Source organism: Devosia sp. Leaf420, assembly GCF_001425445.1.
Lineage (GTDB): Bacteria > Pseudomonadota > Alphaproteobacteria > Rhizobiales > Devosiaceae > Devosia.
In genome coordinates, this window is the sequence record NZ_LMQU01000009.1 from 528,319 (window position 1) to 545,471 (window position 17,153).

Here is a 17,153-nt window from a genome sequence, read left to right on the forward strand (position 1 = left end):
TGCTCTTGGCAGGTCCAGAGGCTAAGTCTTGCCCGCGTTCGGCCGCGGGCCGGGCGGCCCGTCCATATCCATTAGGCAGCTTCCGTGACCGACCAGCTCAGAATTGCGCTCGCCCAGCTCAATCCCAAGGTCGGCGACCTTCCAGGTAATCTTGCATTGGCGCGCAAGGCGCTGGCCGATGCCGTTTCGGCCAAGGCCGATATCCTGATGCTGTCCGAGCTTTTCCTCACCGGTTATTTCCCGGATGATCTGCTCTTCAAGCCTCAGTTTCTCGCCGATGCCAAGGCCGCCGCCGAAGCCCTGATCGCCGATACTGCCGGGACCGATGTCACATTGATCCTGCCCACCATCTGGCAGGAAAATTCCGCGCTCCACAACGCCGTGCTCGTCGCCGAAAATGGCGCGATCACCGTCAAGCGGTATAAGCGTGAACTGCCCAACAACGACGTCTTCTACGAAAAGCGCTATTTTACTGCCGGACCCTTGCCGCACCCCGTGACCATCAAGGGCGTCTCGGTCGGTATTCCGATCTGCGAGGATATCTGGCACCCCTGGGCCTGCGAACATCTGGTGCGTGAAGGTGCCGAAATCCTGCTGTGCCCCAATGGCTCGCCCTATTGGACGAACAAGCAGCATGTGCGCAAGGAACTGGTGCGCAAGCACGCTATCGAGCATGACGTCCCGCTGATCTACCTCAACCAGGTCGGTGGTCAGGACGAACTGGTTTTCGATGGCGCCTCCTTTGCCATCGCACCCGGCGACAAGCTCGTCCTCCAGGCAAAGTCCTTCGAAACCGACTTCCTTGTCTCCGATTGGCATCGAGAAGGCGAGAGCTGGACCTCGATCAATGGCCGTCTGGAAGAGTTGCCCTCGATCGACGAAGCGCCATGGCGCGCTGCCGTTCTCGGCCTGCGTGACTACGTCCATAAAAACGGCTTCAATCACGTCGTGCTCGGCCTGTCGGGTGGCATCGATAGTGCCGTCGTCGCCGCCATGGCCGTCGATGCTTTCGGACCTGAAAAAGTCCACTGCATCATGCTGCCCTATCGCTACACGTCCGAAGAGAGCCTCCGCGACGCCAAGGATTGCGCCACCCGCCTCGGCGTCCGTTACGACGTCGTCGCCATCGGTGATCCGGTCGACAACGCGCTCCGCGAGCTTGCGCCTGTATTCGGCGATCGCCCGCTCGATACCGCCGAGGAAAACATCCAGTCGCGCATGCGCGGCACGATCCTCATGGCCGTGTCCAACAAGCTCGGCTCCATGCTCCTGACCACCGGCAACAAGTCCGAAATGGGCGTTGGCTATGCCACCATCTATGGCGACATGAACGGCGGCTATAATCCGCTCAAGGACATGTTCAAGATGGAAGTCTATGCCCTTGCCGATTGGCGCAATAAGCACACGCCTGGTGATAGCCTTGGCCCGAGCGGTCAGGTCATCCCGCAATCCATCATCGACAAGGCCCCAAGTGCCGAGCTCCGCCCCGATCAAACCGATCAGGACAGCCTGCCACCCTATCCCGTGCTCGACGATATTCTCCGTTCCATCGTTGAAGAAGAGATGAGCCTCGGAGAAGTCGTTGCCCGCGGCCACGAGCCGGCTCTGGTCAAGCGTATCGAGCGCCTGCTCAATATCGCCGAATATAAGCGCCGCCAGTCCGCGCCGGGTCCGAAGCTGACCGCCCGGGCCTTCGGCCTCGGCCGCAAATATCCCATCACCAATGGTTACAAGGATCAGACCGTCGGATGACAGTCGTACGCTGGGCGCCGTCCCCCACGGGCCGCATTCACCTCGGCAATGCCCGTCCGGCGCTGCTCAACTGGTTTTTCGCCCGCCGCAATGGCGGACGTTACATCCTCCGCATGGACGACACGGACCTCGCGCGCTCGACGCGCGAATCCGCCGATGGCATCGAGGTCGATCTCGCCTGGCTCGGCGTCACGCCCGATCTCCTCGTCCGCCAGTCTGAGCGCACTGCGCTTTATGATAACGCCCGCGACCAGCTTATCGCCTCCGGCCGCCTCTACCCCGCCTACGAAACCGAAGACGAACTTGACCGCAAGCGCGCCCGCGCGCGCCTCCTCGGCAAACCACCGATCTATGATCGCGCCGCGCTCAGTCTGACGGACGAACAGAAAGCCGCCTACGAAGCCGAAGGCCGCAAACCCCATTGGCGTTTCAAGCTCGATGGTCGCCCGGTTCAATTCAACGATCTGATCAAGGGCCCGCAGACGGTCAACACCGCTTCCATGTCTGACCCGGTGCTGATCCGCGCCGACGGCTCCTATCTCTATACGCTCCCCTCAGTTGTCGACGATATCGACCTCGCGATCACCCATGTGATCCGTGGCGAGGACCACGTCTCCAACACCGGCACGCAGATCGAGATCATCGAAGCCCTGGGTGGCGCTGTCCCGACCTTTGCCCACCACAATCTTCTCACCGATGCAGCCGGCCAGGGCTTTTCCAAGCGCTTGGGCTCGCAGTCGATTTCCGATTTCCGCGATGAAGGCTACGAGCCGCTCGCCATCGCCATCATGGCGACCCTGACCGGCACCAGCATGCCGATCGAGCCCTATCCGAGCCTAGACGCCATCGCCGAAAAACTCGACTTCTCGATGATTTCGCATGGCTCGGCCCGCTTCGATCCCGCTGAACTCGACAGCCTCAACGCCCGCCTTCTCCACACCATGCCCTACGAAGAAGCGTTTCCGCGCCTCTCTTCGCTCGGGCTCGAAGGCGAAGCGATCTGGACTCTTCTGCGCGAAAACCTCGTGCGCTTCCCCGATATCGCCGAATGGTCAAAGGTCGTCACCGGCCCGATAGAGCCGGTCATTGCCAATGAAGATCAGGAATTCCTGGCTCTCGCCAAGGCTATGCTGCCGCTTGAACCTTGGGACGAAACCACCTGGTCCACTTGGACCACTGCGCTCAAGGGTGCGACCGGCCGAAAGGGCAAGGCTTTGTTCCTGCCCCTTCGCCTCGCCCTGACAGGCCGCCACGATGGCCCCGAGCTTAAGTCCCTGCTTGTCCTGCTTGGGCGTACGGCGTGTCTGGACCGACTACCCTGACAGCCTTGCCATCGAAGTGAACGATCCGCAGTTCCGCTTCTTCCGCGGTCTGATTGGCATTGGGCCGCACAGCCACTTCGCCGGGGCCCGACGGCCTCGGGCGGGGCAGGGGGACGTTGATCAGCGCCACCGAGGCAACGGCCTCGACCGGCGCCGGCGCCACAGCCTGCTGCGTCGGCACGCTGCCGCGCGGATCGCGCAGCGGCATCGGAAATTTCAGCCCATTTATATCGAGCATCGTCCTTCCGCTGCCGCCAGCGTCCGTCGCGACACTCACCGTGCCAGCCGATTGCGGCGCGACCTTGCAAGTCGCCTTGATGTCGAAATTGGTGCGATAGGCGAAGGCTGTCGGCAGGCTCGTATAGGCCGAACCCGACATATTCCGCATCTGCTCCGGCTCTTGCCCGGGATTGTCATAGTAGTAGAGATCAACCTGGGTGTTGGGACACATCGCCTGGCATTGCTGGGCGTCATTCCCGACATATTCGGTCAGGGTCGAATAGCTGATGGGCCAGAAATAGCCGTCCGAGAGGCGCACGCAGACCGTGCGGACCGTGTTGTAGCCCTGATTGCCCCAATAGTCCCCGCCGTCGATGAAATCGCCATTGGTGAAATCGCCCTCGGTGGTCGAACCGAAAACGCGATCGAAAATCGATTGGCGATCCTGGCTAAAGGTAGCGCTCGAGCCGCCATTGCAACCAAAGCGCGCCATTTCCTGCAAAATGGCCTCGCGCTGCTGGGCGACGGCATTGGCCGTGTCGACAGATTGCGAAACCTGCGCATAATCCTCGCGCAGCCGCAAAACCGTTCGCCCGATCTGCTGGCATTGCCGGGTCAAAACCTGGCCGGCCCGCGCCGCATCATTGCAGCCTTCGCGAATATATTGGCTTTCCGCATTTTGCACGTCGCGCTGCAATTGCTGCGCCGCCGACGAATTGCCCCCGCGCTGCCGGAAATCGCCATTGCGGTCGAACTGGCGCAGCGCGCCATTGAGCTGGTTGCACTGTGCCGATTGGGCATAGACGGTTTGCACATCGAGCGTAAACATCAGCGCTGCAAAAGCCAGCAGCAGAGGCACGCGAAGACCGGAAAAAGATATGCGCACGAAATGGTCCTGTTCGGCGGCCGCAACCTGTGGCCATGTCTCGCCCTTAAGACATCGCTAGGGCAAGTTGCAACACTATAACAATGCCTGACCGCGCCGGTAGCGCTGCCGGGCAACACATAAAGGGAGATCGTTCGCTCATGAAACTCGCTACCCTGCGCGCCAACCGTCCGGATGGCCAATTGGTCGTGGTCTCCAACGATCTCACCCGCTGCGTCTCCGCCGGCCGCATCGCTCCAACGCTGCAGGCCGCGCTCGATGATTGGCAGCGCCTCTCGCCCGAGCTTTCGGCGCTTTCGGCCCAGCTCGACAAAGGCGAAATCGCCGGCCAACCCTTCGAACCAACCACCGCGCTTGCCCCTCTTCCGCGCGCCTATCAGTGGATCGACGGCGCCGGCTATATGAGCCACCTCGAACGCGTCCGCTCGCTCAAGGGAAGCCGCGATGCGGAGCTACAATCGGTTCGCCCCCTGATCTACCAGGGCGGCTCCGATTCGCTTTCCGCCGCCACCGATCCCATCGTCATCCCCGAAGATGATCTCGCGCTTGATTTCGAAGTCGAGCTCGCCGCCATCATCGGCCCCGTGCCCATGCGTCCGAGCCGCGACCAGGCCTCCGCCGCCATTCGCCTGATCACGGTCTGCAACGACGTTTCTCTCCGCCGCCTCGTCGCCGATGATCTACAAAACGGCTTTGGGTTCTTCCACTCAAAGCCCTCGACCTCATTCGCTCCCGTCGTTGTCACACCCGATGCGCTCGGCGATCGCTGGCGCGACAACAAGCTCCATCTCCCCATTCGCGTCGAGGTCAACGGCACGCTCTACGGTCAACCCAATGCCGGCGTCGATGTCCACTTCGATTTCGTCGATCTCATCATCGAAGCCGCGCGTACCCGACAGTTGACCGCCGGCACCATTATCGGCTCGGGCACGATCGCCAACCACCACGACTCTACGCTCCCGATCAAAGAAGATGGCATCGGCTTTGGCTGCATCGCCGAAGCGCGCACGGCCGAAAAGGTGAAATTCGGCAAAGCCCGCACGCCCTTCCTCAAGCCCGGCGACAGTGTCCGCATCGCCGCCATCGGCACGGGCAATCGCTCGGTTTTCGGCGATATCCGGCAGACCGTCGTGGCTCTTTCGCCGCGCCCCTAATTCGGTAACATTCCCGTGTTGACGTTGGGAGCGTCAACTCCGCGTGCCACTGTCGCATTGTCGAGTGGGGGAGCTTGGCGAACTCACTGGCCGTTGGAGCGGCTGGTTCATATCAATCACGTTGAGGGTGCAGTTTGATGGTCCTTTCGAAGTTCTCCGGTATTGCCATAGCCGCCTTGCTCGCTGCAGGCACGGTCGCGGTTGTGGCCCAGGACGCTTTTACGCCTCCGGCGACGCCTGAAGAGGCTGTCACCGTTCGCGAGGCGATGATGAAGGAAAATGGCGGCATCCTGCGCCAGGCCGGCAACCTCACCGGAGCCGACGCCGTCGCTGCCATGACGACCCTGCGCGACAACTATAGCCACATTCCGGCGCTCTTCCCCGAAGGCTCCAATGTCGGTGAATCCGAAGCCCTTCCTGCCATCTGGGAAAATTGGGAAGCTTTCACCGCTATCGCCGATGCCGGCGTGACCGCTGCCGAACAGGGTATCGCAGCCGCCGAAGCTGGCGACGCCGCAGCCTACACCGAAGCCGTCAAGGCCATCGGCGCCACCTGTGGCCAGTGCCACCAGCAATTCCGGAGCTAACCCGTACGGGTTAGTTAACTCCGCAGAGATCGTCCCTTGGGATGATGTTCGCCTCCAAAGCGAAATGGGCGGCCTTCGGGTCGCCCTCTTTTCTTTTGGCTCTTGATTTATTTGGCTCGCCCGGCCAATCTCCGCTCATGAAGACCAAGTGCACCATTATCGCCTGCATTATTACCTGCTAACCCAAGCGTTGGCGGAGCAGTCTTCTTCATCCAAAATTCTCTGAAGATAGAGGCCTCCCGCCAGAGCCCCAATGTGTCGGGCCCACAAGGACCTCTCGATGACCACGGCAAAGCCGCAGATCAGCCTCTACAACACGCTCACCCGCACCAAGGCGCCCTTCGCGCCCATGGATGCGAACAATGTGCGCATGTATGTCTGCGGCCCGACGGTCTATGACTTCGCCCATATCGGCAATGCCCGCCCGGTCATCGTCTTCGACGTGCTCTTCCGTCTGCTGCGCCACGTCTACGGCGAGAGCCACGTCACCTACGTGCGCAACATCACCGACGTCGATGATAAGATCAACGCCCGCGCGCTGCGCGATTTTCCTGATCTGCCGCTCAACGAAGCCATCCGTAAGGTCACCGAAAAGACCGAGAACCAGTTTCTCGCCGACGTGAAGGCGCTCGGCACGCTTGCACCCACCCACCAGCCGCGCGCCACCGAAAACATCACCGAGATGCAGACCCTCATCTCGTCGCTGATCGAGCGCAACCACGCCTATAACACCAATGGCGAAGTGCTTTTCCGCACCCGCTCAATGGCAGACTACGGACAACTCTCCGGTCGTAATCTCGAAGACAATCTCGCCGGCGCCCGCATCGCGGTCGAAGCCCACAAGGAAGACCCGGCAGATTTCGTCCTCTGGAAACTGTCCTCGGAAACCGAACCCGGCTGGGACAGCCCCTGGGGCCGCGGCCGCCCCGGTTGGCACATCGAATGCTCCGCCATGTCCGAGCGTTACCTCGGCAAAACCTTTGATATCCATGGCGGCGGGCTCGACCTGATCTTCCCGCACCACGAAAACGAAATCGCCCAGTCCCGCTGCGCCCATGGCACCCACGCTATGGCCAATGTCTGGATTCACAACGGTTTCCTCCAGGTCGAAGGACAGAAAATGTCCAAGAGCCTGGGCAATTTCGTCACCATCAACGAGCTCCTCGAAACAGGCGCCATGGGCGGCCGCGCCTGGGTCGGCGAAGTCCTGCGCCTCGCCATGCTCATGACGCACTACCGCGAGCCCATCGATTTCACCGTAAAACGCCTCGAAGAAGCCGAAACCAAGCTCCGCGACTGGCAACGCGCCGCCCGCGGCGCAACGGTGTCCGAGGGCGACGACCCCGACGCCTCCGTCGTCAGCGAACTCGCCGACGACCTCAACTTCCACCGCGCCAGCGTCGCCCTCGATTTCATCGTCAAAAAAGCCAACCGCGAAGAAGGCAATGCCAAACACTGCCTCGCCGCCACCCTAAAATTCCTCGGCTTCAGCCTCGATAGCCTCCTCGATTCCAACGACGGCTGGGAAGCCCCCGCCCACATCGCCAACGCCATCGCCACCCGCCTCGAAGCCCTCAACGCCAAGGATTTCGCTAAAGCCGACGCCATCCGCAACGATCTGGCAGAGCAGGGCGTGGCGTTGCTCGACTACAAGGATGAGAATGGCCAGCGGGCGACCAAGTGGGAAGTGAAGAGGTGATGGTGGCTCCCGAGCATACCCCTCACCCGTCTCGGCCTCCGGCCGATCCACCCTCTCCCGCAAGGGGAGAGGGGAGTTCCGTGCATGCCCAAGCTGTGGTGTCAGCCCTAACCACCAGCCCTCCTTCTCCCCTTGCGGGAGAAGGTGCCCGAAGGGCGGATGAGGGGTATTCTTCGCCCAAGCATCGAAGAATTTCAGGGTTGATGCGCGGCCGTGCCCGTTCAATGCGCCACGAGCCCACTGAAGCCGAGCAACGGTTGTGGACCCTGCTTCGGAGCCGGCGCTTCTTGGGCTTCAAATTCCGTCGCCAATTCCCCGTTGGCAATTATATAGCCGACTTCATCTGTCTCGAAGCCCGCCTCATCATCGAAGCCGACGGCTCCCAGCACGCCGAATCCCCGCGCGATTTAACCCGCGACACCTACCTGCGCGCGCAAAACTTCCACCTCCTCCGCCTCTGGAACAATGACATCCTAGCCTCCCCAGACGCCGTCGCTGAAACCATCTGGGCCACTCTGCACAGAGGTCAGCAAACCCATGCTGACACCCCCTGTCACCACCCACGCCTATCCTCATGGCCTCCTCACCAAAGGAGTCTCCCCCATGCTTGATCACGTCGGAATTCTCGTCGCAGACTGGACCAAATCCCGCGCCTTTTACGACGCTGCCTTTGCCGCCCTCGGCTACACCATGCTCGCCGAAGTCCCCGAGCAATTCACGGGCGGCGTTAAGGTCGGTGGCTATGGCAAGGAAAAACCCGATTTCTGGCTAACCGAGAGCATGGAAACCGGCCCCGGCCGCCACTATGCCTTCGCCGCCGCCGACCATGCCGCAGTCGACGCCTTCTATGCCGCCGCCATGGCCAATGGCGGTCGCGACAATGGCGGCCCCGGTCCGCGCCCGCATTATCACGAGAATTATTACGGTGCCTTCGTCATCGATCCCGATGGCAACAATGTCGAAGCGGTGTGTCATGCCCCCAAGTGAAGAACACGCCGGCGGATGCCAGTGTGGCGCGGTTCGTTTCCGCGTCACCCGGCTTGGCCGGCCCTCCATCTGCCATTGCCGCATGTGCCAAAAGGCATTCGGCGGCTTCTTTGGCCCGCTGGTCACGGCGCACAATGCCGCCTGGACCCGCGGCGAACCCAAATGGTTCCAGAGCTCCAATGCCGCCCGCCGCGCTTTTTGCGGCGAGTGCGGCACCCCGCTTGCTTATGAAACCCGCTTCGGCCTGGAACTGGCCATCGGCGCCTTCGACGACCCGACCGTCGCCGCGCCCGAAATCCAGGTCAATCCGCACGACAAGCTGCCATTTTTCGACGACCTGACCAAAATCCCCGTCCGCCATGAAGTCAGCGATGAATGGCGCGATTTCCTGACCGGAATCCATTCCAATCAGCACCCTGATCACGACACCGCCGATTGGCCGCCCAAGGACGAAATCTGATGGACCGCTACACAATGGACGTCAGCGGCGGCTGCCAATGCGGCGCTGTGCGCTATCACGCAACGGAAATGTTCGACAACGCGCACATCTGCCATTGCCGCATGTGCCAAAAGGCCGTCGGCAATATCTTTGCCGCCCTCGTCGCGGCTCCACGCGAAGTCATCACCTGGACCCGCGGCACGCCCGCGCGCTTTCGCTCCTCCGATCACGTCGATCGCGGCTTCTGCAGCCAATGCGGCACGCCCCTGTTTTACGAGGACATCACCGGCAACCGGGTGAATTTCACCATCGGCTCGCTTGATCACCTCGAGCTATTCCCGCCCCACATCAATGATGGCAATGAAGCGCGCGTGCCCTGGTTCGATACCTTGCCCACGCTCGCACATGGCGGCGAAACAGGCACACGGGACGATGACAACGCCTCGTGGGCCGCCGCAATCGCCTCCTCCAATCACCAGCACCCCGACCACGACACGGCCACCTGGCCACCAAAAACCTAAAAAGACTAGAGACCAAAAATGTCCCGAGATCGCCTCTACCTCTTCGACACGACCCTGCGCGATGGCGCGCAGACGGCCGGCGTAGAATTCTCGCTCGAGGACAAGATCGCTATTATTGGTCTCTTGGAAGAGCTCGGCGTCGACTATATCGAAGGCGGCTATCCCGGTGCCAATCCGGTCGACACGGCCTTTTTCGACGAAAGGCGCACGAAAAAGGCCACCTTCACCGCTTTCGGCATGACCAAGCGGGCAGGGCGGTCGGCTCAGAACGACCCAGGCGTCCAGTCCCTCGTCAATTCCGCCGCCGCCGCAACCTGTTTCGTCGCCAAAGCCTGGGATTATCAGGTCGAACTCGCCCTCGGCTCCAACACCGACGAGCACCTCGAAGGGCTCGCGGACACCGTGCGCACCGCTGCTGCAGCCGGCAAGGAAGTCCTCATCGATCTCGAACACTTCTTCGATGGCTTCAAAGCCAATCCCGAATACGCGCTCTCCTGCGTTACGACCGCGCTTGATGCCGGCGCCCGCTGGGTCGTCCTTTGTGACACCAACGGCGGCACCATGCCGGCCGAAATCCGCACCATCGTCGGCACGGTTCTTAAATTCGCGCCGGGCGACAAGCTCGGCATCCACCCGCACGACGATACCGGCCAGGCTGTCGCCAATGCGCTGGCCGCCGTCGAAGCCGGTGTGCGCCAAGTTCAGGGCACGCTCAACGGCCTCGGCGAACGCTGCGGCAATGCCAATCTGATTACCCTGATCCCGACGCTGGTCCTAAAACCCTATTACGCCGAGCGCTTCGAAACCGGCATCACGCCAGCCCATCTCGAACGCCTCACCCACATTTCCCGCGCCTTCGACGATCGCCTCAACCGTGCCCCCGCGCGCCAGGCGCCCTATGTCGGCGCCGCTGCTTTCGCCACCAAGGCCGGCATCCACGCCTCGGCCCTCCTCAAAGATTTTTCTACCTATGAGCACGTCCCGCCCGAAAGCGTCGGCAACGAACGCGCCATCATGGTCTCACAGCAGGCCGGAAAATCCAACCTGCTCACCGCCCTCGCGCGCCACGATATAATTCTCGAAAAGGACGATCCCCGCCTCGAAAAGCTCTTGGCGACGGTGAAAAGTCGCGAAGCCCGCGGCTATTCCTATGACGGCGCCGATGCGTCCTTCGCCGTCCTCGCCCGCTCCGTCCTCGGCACGCTGCCAAGCTTTTTCGACGTCGAACATTATCGCGCCATGGTCGAGCGCCGCCACAACGCACAAGGTGAAGAGATCACCGTCACCGAAGCGGTGGTGAAAGTCCGGGTGCAGGGCGAATTGCTGATGTCCGTCGCCGAAGGCAATGGCCCGGTCAACGCGCTCGATCAGGCCCTGCGCAAAGATCTCGGCATCTATTCCGCCCGGATCGAAGATCTTGAACTGGTCGATTTCAAAGTGCGTATCCTCGACGGTGGCACGGGCGCGGTCACCCGTGTACTGGTCGAGAGCAAGGACAGTACCGGCGAGCGCTGGACGACGATCGGTGTTTCTTCCAACATCATTGATGCGTCCTTTGAAGCTCTGTATGAATCAATCACATACAAGCTGTTGAAGACTGAGGCGGTGCAGTCGACCACAGTGATGGCGACTTCTCGGCCGGTGCAAAAAGCCACCGGCTGACAACCGTCCGGGAGGACAAACTGGCCGAAACTGCTCCAAAACGCCCACTTGCTCTCACCATTGGGGCAGTCGCCGTCACGTTACTTGTCATCCTCGGCATTTTCGCCGCGCCCACCATTTCAACCTGCTTCAATAGTCCCGATGGCATGGGTCAGTGCATCAGGGGCAAGTTCACCGAAGCCGGCCTCTTCCCGCCCGCGCCCGTCACCGAAGTCGCCGAAACCACAACGCCGGCGGCTCCAACGGAAACGCCTGCCACGCCCGCAGAACCCGAAGGCGAGTTGACCGCGCCAGCGCTCGACGTCACCCCGCCAGCCGAAGCGACGCCCGAAGTGCCGCAGGGCATCGTCGCCGCAACCTTTGGCCTCCTCCGCGCCGAGCCCGATGGCTCCGTCGTCATCGCCGGCAGCGGTCAGCCCGGCAGCGAAGTCGACGTCTATTCCGACGACAAGCTCCTCGGCACGGCAAAGGTCGAATCCTCAGGCGATTGGGTCCTCGTGCCCGATAGCCCACTGCCCACGGGCGGCGTTGAAATCACCCTTGCCGAGCACGGCAAGACCGAGCGCGCCGATCAGTCTTTCGTCGTCGTCGTCGATGACGACAAAACTACCCAGCCGCTCGTCGTTGCCAGCACACCGGGCCAGGCCAGCGAAATCCTCCAGGGCCTCGATCGCCCGGCACCGACCGCCGTCGCCGCCGCGCCCGAGGTAACAACGCCTCCTGCGGCACCGGAAACCGAACCTTCGCCAATGGCCGTCGCCGAAGCGCCTGCTGTGACGCCCCCAGCGCCCGCTGCCACTCCACCAGCACCCACTGCGACTCCGGCCCCCGTCGCAACACCGGCACCCACTGCCCCACCAGCAGTACCGGACGAAGCCGCCACCCCATCGGCAGAGCCAGCCTCACCGGCTGCCCCTGAAGCCGCACCTGCTGCACCCGCTCAGCCAGCAACGACCACCCCTGCGCCAAATACTCCTGCACCAACCGCCCCGGCCGCCGCTCCAAGCACCACGCCTCCTGCCGCGCAGACAGCAGAAACTCAACCCGCGCCGGCAACGCCAGCTGCTCCGGCAACCACACCCGCGCCCGCTGCTCCCGCAGCAACTCCACCCGCAGCGCCGGCAGCCCCTCAGGTCGCCGACGTCCCACCCACCATCGACGCCATTGAAGTCGAAGGCGCCCGCACCTTCTTCGCCGGCAGCGGTCCAGAAGGGCGCACCGTCCGCCTCTATGTGGATGATACCTTCGTCGCCGATTCCAAGGTCGAAGGCGGTCGCTGGCTGGTCGAAGCCGGCCCCGTCCTCTCTGCCCCCAGCCAGCGCGTGCGCGCCGACCTCCTCGGCGCCAACTCCTCGGATGTCGTCGCCCGCGCCGAAGTCGATTTTGTCGTCGATGAACCTGAAGGGCAGAGCACCGAGACCTCCGTCGCCAGCGCCGACACCTCGACCACCGCTCCGGCCGCCACATCGCAGCCGGCTCCAACGTCCGCAGTGGAGCCATCCACCACTCCGGCCACCGAGCCCGCAGCCCCGGAAACGCCTACGCCAGCAGCAGAGCCAACTGCTCCCGCTGCCGCCGCCAGCACAGAGACCCCCGCGACATCCGCCGCCGATGCTGACACACTCGCCACGACGACTGAACCCGAGGCGCCTGCGCCTGCAACGTCCGTCGCAACTGCAGAAACCCCGACGCCTGCTCCCACGCAACCCGCCGCCGAGCCTGCCGTCCCCACCATGGTCGCCGTCTCCGTCGGCGGCCCTGATGCCCAGCGCTTCGCGTCCGGCAAAGCCATCATCCGCCGCGGTGACAATCTCTGGACCATCGCCCGCCGCGTCTATGGCGAGGGCATCAAATACACCACCATCTACGACGCCAATACCGGCCAGATCCGCGACCCCGACCGTATCTACCCCGGCCAGGTTTTCAGCCTCCCCCAATAAAAAATGGCGCCCCCGGGCGCCATTTTCGTTTGACGCGGACATTCACATCACCCCCTCCCAGCCTCCCCCATCAAGGGGGAGGTGAGGCATCGCGTGTGGGGCTGGGTATTGTCACACCCACCAGCCTGACACCTCCCCCTAGATGGGGGAGGCCGGGAGGGGGTGGCCTTTGCTACCCCAAACCACCTTTATCTCCGCCCCAGCGCACCCCAGGGATTGACCTTCCCCCCAATCCTCACCATGTTCATCGCAATTCACCGATTGAATTCGGCCAGCCCCATGCAAGACGACGACATTGCCAACATCATGAGAGCTTTGGGCCATCCGGTCCGGCTCAGCATCCTGCGGTTCCTCGCGAGCCAGCAGCAGCGCGAATGTTGCTGCGGCGATGTCACCGAATCCCTGCCGCTCGCCCAGTCCACTGTCTCCCAGCACATAAAGGTGCTGCTCGATGCCGGGCTAATCGAACGCAAGCCCACCGGCACGCGCAACCGCTACATGATCCGGCAGGATCGCCTGGCCGAACTCGGAACCGCCTTTGGCGGTTTGATCGATGGTCTCAATCTCCGAGCCCCACTACAGCAGGTCTCCTGAAACTGGTTCTCGGTTTCGGGAATTACGATCTGCACAAAACCAATGATTAAGGCGCATAAAGCGAGCCTGAAAAACTCGCCCTGCGCTTTGAGGAAAGCGAAACTGGCCTAATGGCTGACAAACCCAATGAAAAGAAGCCGTCCGTTAACGCGGACGAAGGCTCGGTATTCTCTACCGTCCGCAATCTCTGGCCCTATATGTGGCCCGATGGCCGGCCCGATCTCAAGCTGCAGGTCGTGCTCGCCATCGGCGCTCTCCTCCTCAGCAAGGTCGCGACCACCCTCGTGCCTTTTGCCTATAAGGGCATCATCGACAATCTCGATGGCACCGATGTCGATAGCCAGTTGGTGATGGGCCTCGCCATTCCGGTGGTGCTCGTCATCGCCTATGTGCTGGGCAATGTGCTCGATGCTGGCTTCCAGCAATTGCGCGACGTTCTCTTTGCCGGCGTTGGCCAGCATGCCGTGCGCAAACTTGCGCTCCAGACCTTCCACCATATGCACCGCCTCTCGCTGCGCTTCCATCTCGCGCGGCGCACTGGCGGCCTCTCCCGCGTCATCGAGCGCGGCGTAAAAGGTATCGAAACGGTCGTCCGTTTCGCCATGCTCAATATCGCACCCACCATCGTCGAGTTCATCGTCGTCGCCATCATCTTCGTCTGGCTCTTCGGCGTCAGCTATCTCGGCGTCCTGGTGGTGATGATCTGGGCCTATCTCTATTTCACCATCAAGGCCTCGAATTGGCGCATTTCCATCCGTCGGGACATGAACAATTCCGACACCGACGCCAATGGTAAGGCGATCGACAGCCTCCTCAATTATGAGACGGTCAAATACTTCGCCAATGAGAAGATGGAGGCCGAGCGCTATGACGGCGCCATGGCGAGCTACGAAAAGTCCGCGATCCGCATCTGGACCTCGCTCGGCTGGCTGAACTTCGGCCAGGCCGTCATCTTCTATGGCGGCTTCCTGATCATCTCGATTATGGCCATCAATGGCGTCATGGCCGGCCGCCTGACGCTGGGCGATTTCGTGTTGCTCAACACCTTCCTGATGCAGATCTATCGTCCGCTCAATTTCATTGGCTTCGTTTATCGCGAGCTCCGCCAGGGCCTCACTGATATCGAAGAGATGTTCAAGCTCCTCGATCAGGATCCAGAAATCGTCGACAAGCCCAATGCGACCCCGCTCAAGGTCACTGGTCCTGTCATCCGTTTCGAAGACGTCACCTTCCACTACGATCCAGATCGTCCGATCCTAAAGGGCGTCAGCTTCGAAGTGCCGGCCGGCAAGACGGTCGCGATCGTCGGACCCACCGGCGCCGGCAAGTCGACCATTTCGCGTCTGCTCTACCGTTTTTACGACGTCACCGGCGGCCGCATCACTATCGATGGCCAGGACCTCCGCGATGTCACGCAGGAAAGCCTGCGCTCGACCATCGGCATGGTGCCGCAGGACACGGTGCTCTTCAACGATACCATCGGCTACAATATCGAATATGGCCGCCCCGGTGCATCCGAGGAAGACATCCGCTCTGCCGCTCGCATGGCTCAGGTCGGCCCCTTCATCGAAAGCCTGCCCAAGGGCTATGAAACCCCGGTCGGCGAACGTGGGCTAAAACTGTCCGGCGGCGAAAAGCAACGCGTTGCCATAGCTCGCACTATCCTCAAAGCCCCCTCGATCCTCATCCTCGACGAAGCGACCTCCGCCCTCGATACCAAGACCGAGCGCGATATCCAGGCAGCTCTCGATGAAGTCTCGCGCAACCGTACCAGCGTCGTCATCGCCCACCGTCTCTCGACCGTGATCAATGCCGACGAAATCCTGGTTCTCCGCGAAGGCCTCGTTGCGGAGCGCGGCAACCACAGCCAGCTCCTCGCCCAAAACGGCCTCTACGCCCAAATGTGGAGCCGCCAACGCGAAGCCACCGAAGCCGAAGAAGCCCTCGCCCGCACCCGCGAAGACCCGGACGGTTTTGTAAAGCGCGGCACGCCCGCTGCGGAATAGTCTATGACTTGAACCAAGGCGTACCTCTCCATCCTGCGTCATCCCCGCGAAAGCGGGGATCTCTTTTTGGACTGTGATTGAAGAGCAGCAGCAACCCCACGGAGTGTCACCCCGGCGAAGGCCGGGGCCCATCCTGATATTTCAAGATTGCTCGCCGCTCGCGTGAGGATGACAGAGGATGAAGTCAAAGCGCCCGGTGCTGAGTGCTTAGAGCGCGCAATCAAGCCGTCAAACCTTGCCCCCTCCGCTCTCTCCGCCTAACCTCCCGCAATGGCCATCCACCTCACCCCCGCGCGCCCTGACCAGAAGCCGATCATAGCCAATCTGATCCAGCTCTATCTCCACGACATGACCGCCTTCATGCCGTTTCCGGTCGGCGCGGATGGCCGCTACCAATACGATTTCCTTGACCGCTTCTGGCGCTTCCCCTACCTCATCATGTCCGATGAAGAGATCGCCGGCTTCGCCGTCGTCATCGACGAGTGCCCGCTCACCGGCCGCAAGCCCTGCTGGTTCATGGCCGAGTTCTTTGTCTTGAAAGCCTATCGGGGCAGGGGAGCCGGCAAAGCCGCCGTCAACGAGGCCCTCGTCCTCCACCCCGGCCCCTGGCACATCGCCGTGCCCCACGCCAACACCGCCGCCCAATTCTTCTGGCCCAAAGTCCTCGCACCCCAAGCCCTGACCACCCGCGACATCCACTTCGACGGCGACGATTGGCGGCTTAATGAGTTTGTGGCTCAAGGGCCGTTGAGATAGAATTAGGTCAGCGGGGCTGTGTGCTGGCGCAACCACGCCTCAAGAACGTCCTTGCGAAACGATCCGGCCTGGAGATTTGAGTAGATGAAGCGCTCAATCTCGTCGTTGTCGGCCACAACGTCCGAGCCATTCAGCTGTTGAAAGAGTTCGAGACAGGCATAGGCGACGCGCTTATTTCCATCGACGAAGCCATGGTTCATCGCCAGGCTTTCCCAGAGTGCGGCAGCTTCCTCGATAAGGTCGGCATAATAGCCCGTTTGTGGGCGAAGCAGTGCCGCCTCGATCAGGCCGAGGTCCCGAACGCCCGCCGCACCACCAAATTTTTCGATCAGGATGGCATGGATGCGCAGCGCTTCTTCAAGCGTCAAATAGCTGAAAGGCATGCTGGCTATCGAGCGAGCGCTTCATAAAGCGACTTCCGTTTTTCCACGCTTCTCGCCATCAACTCTTCGATCGCAGGTCTGACCTTGGCTGTACCGTTCGCGGCTCTCAGTTCAGCATATTGCTCCGCCGACAGCACGACCACGACATCTCTGCCATTTTTTTGGACGTGCACCGGACCAGCCTGCGCCATTTCCAAAACTTGGCCAAACTTGTTTTTAGCATCCGTCGCCGAGATTTGTGCCATG

At 61.8% G+C, this 17,153-nt stretch carries 17 protein-coding genes; 14 read left to right on the forward strand and 3 right to left on the reverse strand.

What is annotated here, in order from left to right:
• The first annotated feature begins 84 nt into the window (after positions 1–84).
• A complete protein-coding gene (locus tag ASG47_RS07140; RefSeq protein ID WP_061908018.1) occupies positions 85–1,752 on the forward strand; it encodes an NAD+ synthase in 1,668 nt (555 codons plus the stop codon).
• Positions 1,749–3,074, forward strand: a complete 1,326-nt coding sequence (gene gltX / locus ASG47_RS07145) for a glutamate--tRNA ligase (RefSeq protein WP_061908019.1) — start codon at positions 1,749–1,751, stop codon at positions 3,072–3,074. Before ASG47_RS07140 ends, gltX begins: the two co-directional genes overlap by 4 nt.
• Here gltX and ASG47_RS07150 read toward each other — a convergent pair.
• Positions 3,019–4,179: a DUF2865 domain-containing protein gene (locus tag ASG47_RS07150; protein ID WP_061908020.1), complete on the reverse strand. Its 1,161-nt coding sequence runs from the start codon at positions 4,177–4,179 to the stop codon at positions 3,019–3,021. The genes gltX and ASG47_RS07150 overlap by 56 nt on opposite strands.
• Before the next feature lie 140 nt (positions 4,180–4,319).
• Here ASG47_RS07150 and ASG47_RS07155 point away from each other — a divergent pair, with 140 nt between their 5' ends.
• The 12 genes from ASG47_RS07155 (at position 4,320) to ASG47_RS07205 (ending at position 16,524) form a co-directional block, all read left to right on the forward strand.
• Positions 4,320–5,333: a fumarylacetoacetate hydrolase family protein gene (locus ASG47_RS07155; protein WP_061908021.1), complete on the forward strand. Its 1,014-nt coding sequence runs from the start codon at positions 4,320–4,322 to the stop codon at positions 5,331–5,333.
• A gap of 137 nt (positions 5,334–5,470) precedes the next feature.
• Positions 5,471–5,920, forward strand: coding sequence for a c-type cytochrome (locus ASG47_RS07160; RefSeq protein ID WP_061908022.1), 450 nt, complete (start codon positions 5,471–5,473; stop codon positions 5,918–5,920).
• 280 nt (positions 5,921–6,200) lie between these two features.
• Positions 6,201–7,619 (forward strand): cysteine--tRNA ligase, encoded by a 1,419-nt coding sequence (cysS, locus tag ASG47_RS07165; RefSeq protein ID WP_061908109.1) that lies wholly within the window; start codon positions 6,201–6,203, stop codon positions 7,617–7,619.
• Positions 7,620–7,822: 203 nt separating this feature from the next.
• On the forward strand, positions 7,823–8,230 hold the full coding sequence (locus ASG47_RS20225) for an endonuclease domain-containing protein (protein WP_082511619.1): 408 nt from the start codon (positions 7,823–7,825) through the stop codon (positions 8,228–8,230).
• Positions 8,223–8,606: a VOC family protein gene (locus ASG47_RS07170; RefSeq protein ID WP_061908110.1), complete on the forward strand. Its 384-nt coding sequence runs from the start codon at positions 8,223–8,225 to the stop codon at positions 8,604–8,606. The genes ASG47_RS20225 and ASG47_RS07170 overlap by 8 nt, the downstream gene beginning before the upstream one ends.
• Complete coding sequence (locus tag ASG47_RS07175; protein ID WP_061908023.1) at positions 8,593–9,066, forward strand: GFA family protein; 474 nt, start codon at positions 8,593–8,595, stop codon at positions 9,064–9,066. The genes ASG47_RS07170 and ASG47_RS07175 overlap by 14 nt, the downstream gene beginning before the upstream one ends.
• The gene (locus ASG47_RS07180; RefSeq protein ID WP_061908024.1) at positions 9,066–9,566 is read left to right on the forward strand and encodes a GFA family protein; all 501 of its coding nucleotides are present in this window, start codon (positions 9,066–9,068) and stop codon (positions 9,564–9,566) included. The genes ASG47_RS07175 and ASG47_RS07180 overlap by 1 nt, the downstream gene beginning before the upstream one ends.
• A gap of 18 nt (positions 9,567–9,584) precedes the next feature.
• Entirely contained in the window at positions 9,585–11,228 is a 1,644-nt protein-coding gene (gene cimA / locus ASG47_RS07185; protein WP_061908025.1) for a citramalate synthase, read from the forward strand.
• A 146-nt stretch (positions 11,229–11,374) separates the two neighbouring features.
• Complete coding sequence (locus tag ASG47_RS07190) at positions 11,375–13,168, forward strand: LysM peptidoglycan-binding domain-containing protein (RefSeq protein ID WP_061908026.1); 1,794 nt, start codon at positions 11,375–11,377, stop codon at positions 13,166–13,168.
• A gap of 279 nt (positions 13,169–13,447) precedes the next feature.
• The gene (locus ASG47_RS07195; protein WP_244487048.1) at positions 13,448–13,762 is read left to right on the forward strand and encodes an ArsR/SmtB family transcription factor; all 315 of its coding nucleotides are present in this window, start codon (positions 13,448–13,450) and stop codon (positions 13,760–13,762) included.
• A 110-nt stretch (positions 13,763–13,872) separates the two neighbouring features.
• Entirely contained in the window at positions 13,873–15,768 is a 1,896-nt protein-coding gene (locus ASG47_RS07200; protein ID WP_061908028.1) for an ABCB family ABC transporter ATP-binding protein/permease, read from the forward strand.
• Positions 15,769–16,038: 270 nt separating this feature from the next.
• Positions 16,039–16,524: a GNAT family N-acetyltransferase gene (locus tag ASG47_RS07205; protein WP_061908029.1), complete on the forward strand. Its 486-nt coding sequence runs from the start codon at positions 16,039–16,041 to the stop codon at positions 16,522–16,524.
• 2 nt (positions 16,525–16,526) lie between these two features.
• Here ASG47_RS07205 and ASG47_RS07210 read toward each other — a convergent pair whose 3' ends face one another.
• Positions 16,527–16,907, reverse strand: a complete 381-nt coding sequence (locus ASG47_RS07210; RefSeq protein WP_061908030.1) for a type II toxin-antitoxin system death-on-curing family toxin — start codon at positions 16,905–16,907, stop codon at positions 16,527–16,529.
• 5 nt (positions 16,908–16,912) lie between these two features.
• On the reverse strand, positions 16,913–17,152 hold the full coding sequence (locus tag ASG47_RS07215) for a type II toxin-antitoxin system prevent-host-death family antitoxin (RefSeq protein WP_244487049.1): 240 nt from the start codon (positions 17,150–17,152) through the stop codon (positions 16,913–16,915).
• Position 17,153: the final 1 nt, after the last annotated feature.

What these genes read in the sequence shown, in the direction of transcription:
- gltX (WP_061908019.1), top strand. Translation starts at nt 1,749, where the DNA reads ATGACAGTCGTACGCTGGGCGCCGTCCCCCACGGGCCGCATTCACCTC.
- ASG47_RS07155 (WP_061908021.1), top strand. Translation starts at nt 4,320, where the DNA reads ATGAAACTCGCTACCCTGCGCGCCAACCGTCCGGATGGCCAATTGGTC.
- ASG47_RS07160 (WP_061908022.1), top strand. Translation starts at nt 5,471, where the DNA reads ATGGTCCTTTCGAAGTTCTCCGGTATTGCCATAGCCGCCTTGCTCGCT.
- cysS (WP_061908109.1), top strand. Translation starts at nt 6,201, where the DNA reads ATGACCACGGCAAAGCCGCAGATCAGCCTCTACAACACGCTCACCCGC.
- ASG47_RS20225 (WP_082511619.1), top strand. Translation starts at nt 7,823, where the DNA reads ATGCGCGGCCGTGCCCGTTCAATGCGCCACGAGCCCACTGAAGCCGAG.
- ASG47_RS07170 (WP_061908110.1), top strand. Translation starts at nt 8,223, where the DNA reads ATGCTTGATCACGTCGGAATTCTCGTCGCAGACTGGACCAAATCCCGC.
- ASG47_RS07175 (WP_061908023.1), top strand. Translation starts at nt 8,593, where the DNA reads ATGCCCCCAAGTGAAGAACACGCCGGCGGATGCCAGTGTGGCGCGGTT.
- ASG47_RS07180 (WP_061908024.1), top strand. Translation starts at nt 9,066, where the DNA reads ATGGACCGCTACACAATGGACGTCAGCGGCGGCTGCCAATGCGGCGCT.
- cimA (WP_061908025.1), top strand. Translation starts at nt 9,585, where the DNA reads ATGTCCCGAGATCGCCTCTACCTCTTCGACACGACCCTGCGCGATGGC.
- ASG47_RS07190 (WP_061908026.1), top strand. Translation starts at nt 11,375, where the DNA reads ATGGGTCAGTGCATCAGGGGCAAGTTCACCGAAGCCGGCCTCTTCCCG.
- ASG47_RS07195 (WP_244487048.1), top strand. Translation starts at nt 13,448, where the DNA reads ATGCAAGACGACGACATTGCCAACATCATGAGAGCTTTGGGCCATCCG.
- ASG47_RS07200 (WP_061908028.1), top strand. Translation starts at nt 13,873, where the DNA reads ATGGCTGACAAACCCAATGAAAAGAAGCCGTCCGTTAACGCGGACGAA.
- ASG47_RS07205 (WP_061908029.1), top strand. Translation starts at nt 16,039, where the DNA reads ATGGCCATCCACCTCACCCCCGCGCGCCCTGACCAGAAGCCGATCATA.
- ASG47_RS07210 (WP_061908030.1), bottom strand. Translation starts at nt 16,907, where the DNA reads ATGCCTTTCAGCTATTTGACGCTTGAAGAAGCGCTGCGCATCCATGCC.
- ASG47_RS07215 (WP_244487049.1), bottom strand. Translation starts at nt 17,152, where the DNA reads ATGGCACAAATCTCGGCGACGGATGCTAAAAACAAGTTTGGCCAAGTT.